Source organism: Pseudoxanthomonas sp. G3 (assembly GCF_057654715.1).
Map to the genome: position 1 here is coordinate 2,288,809 of NZ_CM172805.1, position 13,089 is coordinate 2,301,897.

A 13,089-nucleotide genomic window follows, 5' to 3' on the forward strand; every position below is an offset into this window, starting at 1 on the left:
TCTCACGCCTCTTCGCTCACTCCTCGCTCTCATGCCACCCCCGGTACAGCACCGGCAGCACCAGCAGGGTCAGCAGCGTGGACGAAACGATGCCGCCGATCACCACCGTGGCCAGCGGCCGTTGCAGCTCGGAACCGGCGCCGACGTTCAGCGCCATCGGCAGGAAGCCCAGCGAGGCCACCAGCGCGGTCATCAGCACCGGACGCAACCGCCCCAGCGCCCCATCGACCACGGCGGCGTCGAGGCGCGCCCCCTGCTCGCGCAGCTTGCGGATGAAGGCGATCATCACCAGGCCGTTCAGCACGGCCACGCCCGACAAGGCGATGAATCCCACGCCGGCCGAGATCGACAGCGGAATGCCGCGGAGCGCCAACGCCACCACGCCGCCCGTCAGCGCCAAGGGCACGCCGGTGAACACGATGGCCGCGTCCTTCGCCGAGCCGAACGCCCAGAACAGCAGGGCGAAGATCAGCACCAGCGTGACGGGCACCACCACGCCCAGGCGCTGACCGGCGGAGATCAGCTGCTCGAACGTGCCGCCGTAGTCCACCCAGTAACCGGCGGACACCTCGACCTCCGCATCGATCTTCTGCCGCAGGTCGGCCACGAACCCCCCCAGGTCGCGGCCGCGCACATTGGCCGTGACCACCACGCGGCGCTTGCCGTTTTCACGGTTCACCTGGTTGGGCCCCAGCGTGGTTTCGATCGTCGCGACCTCGCGCAAGGGCACGGTCCCCGGCGCACCGGAATCCCAGCCTGGCTTGCGCGTGGATTCGTCCAGGTTGCCGTCACCCCCCAGCGGGATGGGTAAGTCTTGCAATGCCGCCGGATCCTGGCGCAAGGCCTCCGGCAAGCGCACGACGATGTCGAAGCGACGGTCGCCCTCGAACAGCTGGCCGGCGACTTCACCACCGACGGCGGTGGCAACGGTGTGCTGCACGTCGCCCGGATTCAAGCCGTAGCGGATCAGCGCCTGACGATCCGGGGTGATGGTCAGCAGCGGCAGACCGGTGGCCTGTTCCAGCCTCACGTCGGCCGCGCCCTCCACCGTCTTCGCCACGGCTTCCACCTGTTCTCCCAGCGCGACCAGCGTATCGAGGTCGTCGCCGTAGACCTTGATGGCGACGTCCGCACGCACGCCGGAAATCAGTTCGTTCATGCGCATCTGGATCGGCTGGGTGAACTCGTAGTTGTTGCCCGGGATCTGCTTCACCGCCGTCTCGATCTCGGCGACCAGGGCCGCCTTCGTCTTGCGCGGATCAGGCCACTGCTCGCGCGGCTTGAGCATGATGAAGGTATCGGCGACCGACGGCGGCATGGGGTCCGTCGCCACCTCGGCGGTGCCCAGCTTTCCGAACACGCGCAATACTTCGGGGAACTGCTTGATCCGCGCCTCGAGCGTGGACTGCATGTGCACCGCCTGGTCCAGGCTGGTGCCGGGAATGCGCATGGCGTGCATGGCGATATCGCCCTCGTCCAGGCTGGGTACGAACTCCGACCCCAGCCGCGTGGACAGCACGCCGCACACCACGACCGTCGCCAACGCGCCGGCGACCACGGGCACGCGCCTTCGCAGCGCCCACGCCAATGCAGGCGCATAGGCGCGACGCGCCCACTGCATCAGCCACGTGTCCTGTTCCTGCACCTTGCCGCGCAGGAACAACGCGATGGCGGCGGGCACGAAGGTCAACGACAGCACCATCGCGCCGGTCAGCGCCAGCACCACCGTGATCGCCATGGGGTGGAACATCTTCCCCTCCACGCCGGTGAGCGCGAAGATCGGCAGGTAGACTGCGGTGATGATGCCCAAGCCGAAAAGACTGGGCCGGATGACCTCCGCGGTCGCGGATGCGGTGGCATCCAGGCGTTCCTCTTCGGTAAGCGTGCGTCCCAGGGCGTGCTGCAGTTCGCCGAAGCGGCGCAGGCAGTTCTCGATGATGATCACCGCGCCATCGACGATCAGACCGAAGTCCAGCGCACCCAGGCTCATCAGGTTGCCGGACACGCCGCCACGGACCATGCCGGTCAGCGTGAACAGCATCGCCAGCGGGATCACCGCCGCGGTGATGAGCGCCGCCCGCACGTTGCCCAGCAGCAGGAACAGCACTGCGATGACCAGCAACGCGCCCTCCACCAGGTTCTTTGCGACCGTGCGAATGGTGCGATCAACCAGCGAGGTGCGGTCGTACACCGGCACCGCGCGCACGCCGGTGGGCAGGCTGCGGTTCGCGTCGGCCAGGCGGGCCGCCGTCGCCTGCGCGACGTCGCGACTGTTGGCGCCGATCAGCATGAACGTGGTGCCCAGCACGACCTCGCGCCCATCCATCGTCGCCGCGCCGGTGCGCAGTTCCGGCCCCTCGCCCACCTGCGCCACGTCGCGCACGCGGATGGGGACACCATCGCGGCGATCGAGCACGATGTCGCGGATGCCGTCCAGGTCGGCCACCTGCCCCGGTGCACGGACGAGGAACTGCTGGCCGTTTCGCTCGATATAGCCGGCGCCGACGTTCTGGTTGTTGGTCGCCACCGCGGTGACCACGTCGTGCAGGGTGAAGCCCAGCGCGACCAGGCGCGCGGGATCGGGCGTGATGTGGATCTGGCGCGCGAAACCGCCCACAGTGTTCACCTCGGTCACGCCGGGAACATTGCGCAGCTGCGGCCGCACCACCCAGTCCTGCAGCGTGCGCAGATCGGTCGCCGTGTAGGGCGTGCCATCGGACTTGCGGGCCTCGCCGTCGGCTTCCACCGTGTACATGAAGATCTCGCCCATGCCGGTGGCGATGGGCCCCATCTCCGGCTCCAGGCCATCGGGCAGCTGCGACTTCACCTGCTGGAGGCGCTCGGCCACCTGCTGGCGCGCGAAGTACAGGTCGGTGCCGTCCTCGAACACCACCGTCACCTGCGACAGGCCGTAGCGCGAGATCGACCGCGTATAGTCCAGGCCCGGCAACCCGGCCAGCACCGTTTCGATCGGGAAGGTCACGCGCTGTTCGGCCTCCAGCGGCGAATAGCCATCGACCTGCGTGTTGACCTGCACCTGGACGTTGGTGATGTCGGGCGTGACATCGATCGGCAGCCGACTGAAGCTCCAACTGCCAACGGCGACGAGCGCAAGCGTGAGCGCCAGCATCAGCCAGCGGTGCTCGATGGCGAAGCGCACAATGCGTTCGAGCGAGCCCTGCGGCGTCGGGATCATGGGGTCAGTGGTCATGCGAGGCCCCCGACTTCTCGATGTCGGCCTTCACCAGGTAGCTCTGCGCCACCACCACCTGGTCGCCGGCTTTGAGGCCCGACAGCACTTCGACGCGTTCGGCATCTCGCTTGCCCAGTTCGATCGGACGGATCTCGTACGTCTCGCCGACGCGCACGAACACCACGGTCCAGTCGCGGAACGTCTGCAGCGCCGCCACCGGCACCACTAGCGCGGCCGGCTGCTGTTCCACCGTGATCCGCGCCTTCACCGCGGAGCCGGGCCGCCACAGGCCGTCGGCGTTCGCCAGCGTGGCGCGCGCGACCGTGCTCTGGCTCGCGGTCGCGGTGCCGGGCAGCACACGCTCGAGCGTGGTTTGCGCCGTGGCGCCATCGCTCAGGCGCGTCACCGTCACCGGCACGCCCGGCACGATGTGCTGCGCATCAGCGCCGAACACGTGCAGATCCACCCACAGCGAGGACAGGTCGGCGACCTCGAACAGCGTCGCGCCTTCGGTCGCCACGCTGCCCACGCTGGCGTTGCGCGCCAGCACGACGCCGCTGATCGGCGTCGTGACCGGGTACGTCGTCAGGCTCAGATTGCTTTCCACCGTCGCCAGCGCCTGGCCGGCCTGCACGCGATCGCCCACGTTGGCGGTGAGGCGACGGATCGGCCCCGGGAAACGCGCGGCGATGTTGGCCACCCGCCCTTCCACCGGCGTCAGCAGGCCTTGTACCTCGTGCTCGTCGGCGATCACGCCGGCTTGCGCGGGCGCGACGCGGATGCCCGAGTCCTCGGCGATCTTCGCGGCGATCGTGGTGCGGCCTTCGTAACTGTCGTAAGTCCAGCGCAAGGCCTTGCCGTCCACGTGGGCGAGCACGTCAACATCGAACGAGTGCGGTTCACCGACGACGGTCTTGGCCAGCAGGCTGCCATCGGCCTGCGGCACGAGCGTGTGGTTCTCGCGGACGCCGCCCAGGCGGACGAGGCGCACCTCGACCGTGCCCGCGGTCGCCGGCAGCGGCTTGCCGTCGCGGTAGAGCCAGGCCCGGTAGGTCGGCGGCGTCCCGCTTTCGGCGATGGCCAGTTCGACGGTCACGCCGTCCTGAGCCAATAGGCGCCCACCGTGTTCGCCACGCGCGGACTCTTCCGCGCCGTGCGCGTCGCCTTCGTGGCCGTGGCTGTCTTCGGTGTGATCGTCCTGGCCGGCACCACAGGCGGCGAGCAACAGGGCTAGCGCAAGCGCGCTCATCAGGGGACGCAGGATCATGGGGTCGTTCCTTCCGGTGAGGCGGCAGGGGCGGCGACGAACGCCTGGCCGGTCAGCCGCTGGATTTCGATCAGGGCCGCCTGCGCGTCGAGCGCGGCGTCCAATTGCTGGCGGCGGGTCGCCGTGGTCTCTGACTGCAGTTGCGCCCATTCGAGGTAGCTGATGGCGCCGCCGCGGTAGGCACGCTCGGCGGCCTGTTCGGCACGCAGCAGGCGCGGCAGCACATCGGTGCGGGTGCGCGCGACATCGAGCTGCGCCACGCGGTAGCGGCCGTGCGCGTCGGCCAGCGTGGAGTACAACGCTACGTCGCGCGCTTCGCGCTCGATTTCCAACGCCGCGAGTTCGGCTTCCGCGGCGCGGATCTCCGGGCCGGCGCGACGTGCGCTTCCCAACGGCAACGAAACGCCGCCGACCAGCGCCATGTCGCCGCTGTCCTGCATGCGCCGCACGCCAACCTGCCAGTCGAGGTCCGGCGAAGACGCACTGCGCGCCAACCGGACACGCGCCTCGCGGAGGCGACGCTCGTCGGCGAACTGGGCCAGTTCCGGCGTGCCGTCCAGCAATGCGACCAGGTCCGTCGCATCGGCGATGGCCGGTAGCACCAGCGGATCGGCCGGCGCGATCTCGAACCGCGGCGCGCGTTCGCCCCACAGCGCGGCCAGGTGCTGGCGTGCGGCGATGTCCTGCTGCTCGGCGCGGGCGAGCGCCAGTTCGGCGCGCGCCAGGGCCGCCTGCGCGGTAAGCACGACCGACTCGGGCGATGCGCCCGCCTGCAGGCGCTGCCGCGCGGCGGCGACGGTGCGCCGGCGCTGGGCGATGTCCTGTTCGGCGATCGTCCTCTGGGCGCGTGCCGCGGCGACGGCCAGGTACCGGCGCGCGACATCGGCCAGCAGATCCAGGCGCTGCGTCTCGCGCTGCAGGGCGAGCGCATCGATGCGGGCCTGGGCCAGCGTGCGCCGCGCGTCCAGCTTGCCGCCGCGCTCCAGCACGCCGGCCAGGGTCAGCGTCGCTTCGGCTTGGCGGAAAGCACGCGCCTCGCCGCTGCCGAGGGCGTTCTCGATCTCCAGCCCTGCACGCAGGGCCGGCCGCAGTGAGGCGGCGTCGTACTCCGCCTGCAACACGCCGCGGCGGGCGTCGATCAGGCGAAGGTCGGGATGGACGCGGGCGACCCGGGCGATGGCGTCGTCGAGCGTCAGGGATTCAGATGAAACAGCGGGCGATGGCGCCTGCGCGTGCACGCACGGCGCGATCGCGAAGGCGGCCAATGCCGCCAGTCGCAACCACATGGGGAAATCTCCGGGAAGTCGGTGATCGAACGCCGGGCGAAGGAACTCAGCCCGGCACGGACATCACGCGACGATCGGAGGACGCAGCAGCGACGCCGGCCGCGAGGACGGCACGGGGACGGGATCGGCCAGCGGTGCCGTGGACGCCGGCGGCATACCGGGCACGGCGAACGCGGCCGGCACGATGGCGGTCAGGTGGCCGCAGCAGTGGCTGGCATGCATCAGCGCATGCAGCAGATCGCCTTCGCCTGCGTCACCGTCGGCATGGTCATGCGCCGCGGCGGCATCGCCGTGGTCGCTGACCGCATGCAGGTGATCGCCGCCGTTGCCCAGTTCGTGCAGGTCGCCCAGCGAGGCGAACACCGGGTTGGCCAGCACCGCCAACAGTAGCAGCGCCAGCGCAGGCAGGCGGAGCAAGGCGGAATGGCGGCGGCGCAGGAAGCGGAGCATCGGCGGACATGCTAGCCGCCCGCGGTCGCGTTAGACAATTCCACGGCGCCGCGCGCCAATCGACTGGAACGGGTCTTGCACCGACATGCCCGACCCCGTCGGAAACGCGCCATGTCTGAGCAGGACGAAAGCGGCGAACGCACAGAACTTCCTACCGAAAAACGCCGCCGCGAAGCCCGCGAACAGGGCAACATCCCGCGCTCGCGCGAGCTGGCGACGGCGGCCGTGTTCGGGGCGGGCGTGCTGGCGATCACCGCGATGGGGCCATCCCTGGCACGCAACACGCTGGGCTGGATGAAGATCGCGCTGACGCCCGACCCGGCCCTGATGCGCCAGCCGGACCAGTTGTTCGGCTACGTCGGCCTGTTGCTGCTGAAGCTGCTGGCGGTCGTCGCGCCGGTGGCCGGCATCTGCGTGCTGGCCGGCCTGGCCGCGCCGATCGCGATGAGCGGCTTCCAGTTCTCGCAGAAAGCGCTGATGCCCGATTTCAAGCGACTCAGCCCGGCCCAGGGTCTGAAGCGCCTGTACGGTGCCGAGAGCGTGGCCGAGCTGCTGAAATCGCTGCTGCGCGTGGCCCTGATCGGTGGCGCGGCGGCGATCTGCCTGAAGCTGGGCCTGAACCCCCTGCGCGAACTGCTGACGATGCCGCTGGAGCAGGCCGTCCGCAGCGGCCTGGGCTTCACCAGCACCCTGCTGCTGGCCACCACCGGCGGCCTGATCCTGCTGGCCGCCATCGATGCGCCGTACCAGAAGTGGAACTGGCTGCGGAAGCTGAAAATGACCCGCGAAGAGCTGCGCCAGGAGATGAAGGAAAGCGAGGGCAGCCCGGAAGTGAAGGGCCGCATCCGCCAGATGCAGCACCAGCTGTCGCAGCGCCGGATGATGGAAGACGTCCCCACCGCCGACGTCATCGTCGTCAACCCGACCCACTACGCCGTCGCGCTGAAATACGAGGCCGGCCAGATGGGCGCCCCCCGCGTCGTGGCCAAGGGCGTGGACGAACTGGCCCTGCGCATCCGCGAAGTGGCCGACGCCCACCGCATCGCCATCGTGTCCGCACCGCCTTTGGCACGCGCCTTGTATCGCGAAGGTCAGCTTGGCCGGGAGATCCCCGTGAGACTGTACGCCGCCGTCGCCCAGATCCTCTCCTACGTGTACCAGCTGCGTGCCTGGCGTGTAGGCGATGCGCCGCACCCGGACATGCCGGCCGTGGACGTCGATGAGCACGGAGGCAAGGCATGAGCGCGCAACCGGCGACCGGCGGCCTGCGCTGGATGGACATGCTGAAGAATGGCCTGGGCGCGCCCCTGGTCGTGCTGGCCTTGCTCGCGATGGTGGTCGTGCCGCTGGCGCCGGCGGTGCTGGACGCGCTTTTCAGCTTCAACATCGCCATTTCGCTGGTGGTGCTGCTGGCCGTGATCTACGTGAAGCGGCCGCTGGATTTCACCATCTTCCCGATCGTCCTGCTGATGACCACGATGCTGCGCCTGGCGCTGAACGTGGCGTCCACCCGCGTGATCCTGCTCAACGGCCAGGACGGCCACGAGGCTGCCGGCAAGGTCATCGCGGCCTTCGGCGAATTCGTCGTGGGCGGCAATTACGCGGTCGGCATCGTGGTCTTCGCGATCCTGACCATCATCAACTTCGTGGTCATCACCAAGGGTGCGGGGCGCATCGCCGAGGTCTCGGCGCGCTTCATCCTGGACGCGATGCCCGGCAAGCAGATGGCGATCGACGCCGACCTCAACGCCGGCATCCTGACCCGTGAGGAAGCCAAGGCCCGCCGCGAAGAAGTCCGCGCGGAAGCCGACTTCTACGGCTCGATGGACGGTGCCAACAAATTCATCCGCGGCGACGCCATCGCCGGCATCCTGATCCTGTTCATCAACCTCATCGGCGGCTTCGCCGTGGGCATGTTCCAGCACGGCATGCCGGCGGCCGATGCGGCCTCCACCTACACCCTGCTGTCGATCGGCGACGGCCTGGTGGCGCAGCTGCCGGCGCTGCTGGTCTCTTCCGCCGTGGCCATGCTGGTCACTCGCGCCTCGCGCTCGGAAGACATGGGCCAGGCCGTGATGGGCCAGGCCTTCGGCCAGCACAAGGCGCTGGCGGTGGCCGCCGGCGTACTGGGCCTGGTCGGCCTGGTGCCCGGTATGCCCAACGTCGCCTTTTTGACGCTGGCCGCGATCCTCGGCTACCTGGCCTGGAAGATGTGGAAGCGCACCCAGGAAGGCCCGGACGCGGCTGGCGGCGATGTCGCGGCCCTGCCTGCGCCGGGCGCGCCCGACCGCAACGCCGAACTTACCTGGGACGAGCTGCGCCCGGTCGATCCGCTGGGCCTGGAAGTGGGCTACCGGCTGATCCCGCTGGTGGACAAGAACCAGGGCGGGGAGCTGATGTCGCGCATCAAGGCGGTGCGCCGCAAGCTGACCCAGGACCTGGGTTTCCTGATCCCGCCGGTGCACATCCGCGACAACCTCGAACTGCCGTCCAACGGCTATCGCCTGCTGGTGCACGGCGTGCCGGTGGCCACGGCCGAGATCCACCCGGACCGCGAACTGGCCCTGGACCCGGGCGGCGCCTTCGGCACCATCGACGGCATTCCCGGCAAGGATCCGGCGTTCGGCCTGGACGCGGTCTGGATCCAGTCGCACCAGAAGGCCACCGCCGAGTCGCTGGGCTACACCGTGGTCGATCCGGCCACCGTCATGGCCACCCACCTGTCGCACCTGGTGCGCGAACACGCCCCGGAACTGCTCGGCCACGAGGAAGTGCAGCAGCTGCTGTCCCAGCTGGGCCGCAGCGCGCCCAAGCTGGTCGAGGATCTCACGCCCAAGGCGCTGCCGCTGGCCACCGTGGTGCGCGTGCTGCAGAACCTGCTGGTCGAGCGCGTGCCGATCCGCCAGCTGCGCCGCATTGTCGAGGCACTGGTGGAGTTCGCCCCGCAGAACGCAGATCCGGCCGCGCTCACCGCCGCGGTGCGCACCTCATTGGGCCGCTTCATCGTGCAGGAGATCTCCGGCATGACCCCGGAGCTGCCCGTCTACACCTTGGCGCCGAATCTGGAACGCGTCTTGCAGGACAGCACCCAGGGAACCGGCGCGGCGCTGGAACCGGGACTGGCGGAACGCCTGCACCAGAGCCTCGCCGACGTGGTGACCAAGCAGGAAGCCCGCAGCGAGCCTGCGGTGGTGCTGGTACCGGGTTCGGTCCGCGCCGCCCTCGCCCGCCTGGTCCGCCACAGCGTCCCCACGCTGTCGGTACTGGCCTACAGCGAGGTTCCCGAAGACAAGCGGTTGAAGTTGGTCGGCACGATCAGCTGAAAGCCGGAATGAGGGATTGGGGATTCGGGATTCGCCACAAGCGGCTCCCTGTTATCGGAGAGCGATCGAATGAAAACGACAACTCGGACCCACCTGCATCGCCGAAAACGATGTGCTGCTGCTCCTGCGAATCCCCATTCCCGAATCCCGAATCCCGGCTCCTGACATGAAAATCAAACGCTTCGTCGCTCCCGACATGCGCACCGCCTTCGCCATGGTCCGCCAGGAACACGGCCCGGACGCGGTGATCCTGTCCAACCGCGTCACCGAGGACGGCGTCGAGATCGTCGCCGCCAGCAATTACGACGAAGCGTTGGTGAAGCACACGCTGGACGCCATGCGCCCTGCAACCGGTACCGCGCCGCTGCATCCGCTGCTCGATCCGGCCGCACCGAACCGCGCGACGAACATCGACCCGAATGCCACGGCACCGGCACCGAGCGCGCCGGCCCTGTCGCCCGCCGAAGCCGCCGCCAGCTACTTCGCTCGCCGCCAGACCGCACACGCATCGACGGCACAGGTAACCACCGCGCGCGCTGACACCACGGTCGCCGTGCCGCGCACGCCCGCGGCACCCATCGCCGCCACGCCCGTCGCGGCTGCCAACGAAGCGCCGCCACGCTTCACGCCCAGCCAGCCGCTGCGCGAGATCGCGCCGCAGCTGATCGAACCCGAATCCTTCGCCGCCAAGCTGGCTGCGTGCCTGCCGGAGCCGCCCGCCAACGAACCGGCGCCGGTCATCGCCCCCATCGCCGCATCGGTGGCGCCGCCGCGCGCCCCGACCGCCGTGCGTGCCGAGACCGACGAGACCCTGGACCTCGACGCGCTGTTGCCGTCGATCGCCCCGCCGGTCGCACTGCCGGAACCGGCGCCCGCCCCGAAGATCGCCACCCTGCCCGCCACGCGCACGTTGGCCGCCGCACCCGTTCCGGCACCCGCCGCCGTTATCGTGCCCACGCTGACCGTGGTGGCCGACAACGCCGCCGACGCCCGCGAAAGCGACGAGCAACTGGTGCAGATGCGCGGCGAACTGGCCGCGATGCGCGAAATGATCGAGCGCGAAATGCATCGCCTCACCGACGAACGCCTGCGCGGCTCGCCGGTACGCATGCAGGCGATGGAGCTGATGGAAGACTACGGGTTCGACGCCGGCATCACCCGCGACATCGCCCTGCAGATTCCCGCCGACACCGAAGCCCACCGCGGCCGCGGCCTGATGCTGGGTCTGCTGTCGAAGAAGCTGCCGGTCACGGAGATCGATCCGCTGGAAGCCGGCGGCGTGATCGCCCTGGTCGGCCCGACCGGCGCCGGCAAGACCACCACCATCGCCAAGCTCGCCGCGTGCTTCGCGCAGCGCCACAACGCGCGCGACGTGGCCCTGGTCACCACCGACACCGTCCGTGTCGGCGGCCGCGAACAACTGCACGGCTACGGTCGCCAGCTCGGCATCGCCGTGCACGAGGCCGACAGCGCGCAGACCCTGGCGCTGGTGCTGGAGCGCCTGCGCGACTACAAGCTGGTGCTGATCGACACCGCCGGGCTGGGCCAGCGCGACCGCAACCTGGTGGGCCAGCTCAACTGGCTGCGCGCCTCCGGCCAGGTGCAGACGCTGCTCTGCCTGCCGGCCAACTCCCATTTCTCCGACCTGGACGAAGTCGTCCGTCGCTTCAGCACCGTGCAGCCGCAAGGCGTGGTGCTGACCAAGCTGGACGAGACCGGCCGCCTGGGCAGCGCACTGTCGGTGGTCGTCGACCACCGGTTGCCGATGGCCTGGGTGACCGATGGCCAGCGCGTGCCCGACGACCTACACCGCGCCAACAGCGCCCACCTCGTGCTGCGGCTGGACCAGCTGCGCCGCGAAGCCGACGAACCCTGCTCGACCGAGGCCACCCATGTCGCCTGACCACCTGCTGCAGACCAATCCGCGCAGCACCCCGCCGATCCCGTCCGCGTTCCATCCGGTGCGCGTCATCGCCATCACCGGCGGCAAGGGCGGCGTGGGCAAGACCAACGTGTCCGTCAACCTGGCGATCTCGCTGGCGGAGATGGGCAAGCGCACCCTGCTGATGGACGCCGACCTCGGCCTGGCCAACGTCGACGTGCTGCTCGGCCTGTCGCCGAAGTTCACCCTCGCCGACCTCGTCGCCGGCCGCTGCCAGCTCGAAGACGTGCTGCTCGAAGGCCCTGACGGCCTGATGGTGGTACCGGCCTCGTCGGGTTTCCGCCACATGGCCGAACTGTCGCCGGCCGAACACGTCGGCCTGGTCAATGTGTTCTCCGAACTGCAACGCGCCCTGGACGTCATGGTGGTCGACACCGCCGCCGGCATCACCGACAGCGTGCTGACCTTCTGCCAGGCCGCGCAGGACACGGTCGTCGTGGTCTGCGACGAACCGGCCTCGATTACCGATGCGTACGCCCTGATCAAGGTGCTGGCGCGCGAACGCGGCCTGGACCGCGTGCACGTCATCGCCAACATGGTCCGCGACCCCAACGAGGGCCGGAAGCTGTACGAGAAGCTGGCCCGCGTCTGCGAGCGCTTCCTCGGCGATGTCGCCCTGCACTACCTGGGCGCCGTACCGCAGGACGACTGGCTGCGCCGTGCCGTGCAGCGCCAGCAGGCCGTCGTGAAGGCCTACCCGGGCAGCCCGTCGGCGCGCGCCATCACCGACATCGCCCGCGTGGCCGCCCGCTGGCAGCCGCCGCAGGGCGCGCGCGGCAACGTGGAATTCTTCGTCGAGCGTCTGATCCAGCGCGGGGTGGCCGCATGAACACCGCCGCCGCCCAGTACCGCGCCGTGCAGCGCAGCGCTGCCACGGACTGCGTCACCCAGCACGCCGACCTCGTCCGCCGCATCGCCCACCACCTGGCGGCGCGCCTGCCGGCCAGCGTGGAGATCGACGACCTGATCCAGGCCGGCATGATCGGGCTGATCGAAGCCTCGCGCAGCTACGACGCCGAGCAGGGCGCTTCGTTCGAAACCTACGCCTCGATCCGCATCCGCGGTTCGATGATCGACGAGATCCGCCGCGGCGATTGGGTGCCGCGATCGGTACACCGCCGCGCCCGCCAGGCCGCCGCCACCGTGCGCGAGATCGAACAGCGCACCGGCCGCGCCGCCATCGCCACCGAAGTCGCCTCGGCGATGGAGATGCCGCTGCCGGAATACCTGCGCCTGATGGAAGACGCCGCGCGCGGCCAGGTGCTGAGCCTGGAATCGCATATCGACGATCACGGCGAACCGAACACCGCCCGCACCGGCGGCCCGTCGCCGCAGCAGAACCTGGAGCGCAGCGAGTTCCGCCAGCAGCTGGTCAAGGCCATCGGCCACCTGCCCGAGCGCGAACAGCTGGTGCTCTCGATGTACTACGAGCAGGAACTCAACCTGAAGGAAATCGGCGCGGTGCTCGGCGTCAGCGAGTCCCGCGTGTGCCAGATCCACGGCCAGGCCATGGTCCGCCTGCGCGGCCGCCTGCAGGTGTTCGAGAAGGCCGATGCCGGGTTGGAAGACGACGAGTGAGCAACGCGTGGAGAGGAGTGAGAAGTGAGGAGTGAGTAACAGCTCCACAT

9 protein-coding genes are annotated in these 13,089 nt (G+C 69.6%); 5 read left to right on the forward strand and 4 right to left on the reverse strand.

What is annotated here, in order from left to right; genetic code table 11:
- Positions 1-16: 16 nt before the first annotated feature.
- The 4 genes from AC23D6_RS10900 to AC23D6_RS10915 form a co-directional block, all read right to left on the reverse strand.
- A complete protein-coding gene (locus AC23D6_RS10900; protein WP_487752620.1) occupies positions 17-3,196 on the reverse strand; it encodes an efflux RND transporter permease subunit in 3,180 nt (1,059 codons plus the stop codon).
- Positions 3,197-3,200: 4 nt separating this feature from the next.
- Entirely contained in the window at positions 3,201-4,460 is a 1,260-nt protein-coding gene (locus tag AC23D6_RS10905; protein ID WP_487749292.1) for an efflux RND transporter periplasmic adaptor subunit, read from the reverse strand.
- On the reverse strand, positions 4,457-5,746 hold the full coding sequence (locus AC23D6_RS10910) for a TolC family protein (RefSeq protein ID WP_487749293.1): 1,290 nt from the start codon (positions 5,744-5,746) through the stop codon (positions 4,457-4,459). The genes AC23D6_RS10905 and AC23D6_RS10910 overlap by 4 nt, the downstream gene beginning before the upstream one ends.
- Positions 5,747-5,809: 63 nt before the next feature.
- Positions 5,810-6,196, reverse strand: a complete 387-nt coding sequence (locus tag AC23D6_RS10915) for a hypothetical protein (RefSeq protein ID WP_487749294.1) — start codon at positions 6,194-6,196, stop codon at positions 5,810-5,812.
- Between the two features lie 111 nt (positions 6,197-6,307).
- Between AC23D6_RS10915 and flhB the strand changes: the two genes are divergently transcribed.
- The 5 genes from flhB (at position 6,308) to AC23D6_RS10940 (ending at position 13,039) form a co-directional block, all read left to right on the forward strand.
- Positions 6,308-7,438: a flagellar biosynthesis protein FlhB gene (gene flhB / locus AC23D6_RS10920; protein WP_487749295.1), complete on the forward strand. Its 1,131-nt coding sequence runs from the start codon at positions 6,308-6,310 to the stop codon at positions 7,436-7,438.
- Positions 7,435-9,519: a flagellar biosynthesis protein FlhA gene (gene flhA, locus AC23D6_RS10925; RefSeq protein WP_487749296.1), complete on the forward strand. Its 2,085-nt coding sequence runs from the start codon at positions 7,435-7,437 to the stop codon at positions 9,517-9,519. The genes flhB and flhA overlap by 4 nt, the downstream gene beginning before the upstream one ends.
- 166 nt (positions 9,520-9,685) lie before the next feature.
- Positions 9,686-11,422 carry a flagellar biosynthesis GTPase FlhF gene (flhF, locus tag AC23D6_RS10930; protein ID WP_487749297.1) on the forward strand — a complete coding sequence of 579 codons (1,737 nt, stop codon included), beginning with the start codon at positions 9,686-9,688 and terminating at the stop codon, positions 11,420-11,422.
- Entirely contained in the window at positions 11,412-12,290 is an 879-nt protein-coding gene (locus AC23D6_RS10935; protein WP_487749298.1) for a MinD/ParA family protein, read from the forward strand. Before flhF ends, AC23D6_RS10935 begins: the two co-directional genes overlap by 11 nt.
- Entirely contained in the window at positions 12,287-13,039 is a 753-nt protein-coding gene (locus AC23D6_RS10940) for an RNA polymerase sigma factor FliA (protein WP_487749299.1), read from the forward strand. Before AC23D6_RS10935 ends, AC23D6_RS10940 begins: the two co-directional genes overlap by 4 nt.
- The last annotated feature ends 50 nt before the right edge of the window (positions 13,040-13,089 follow it).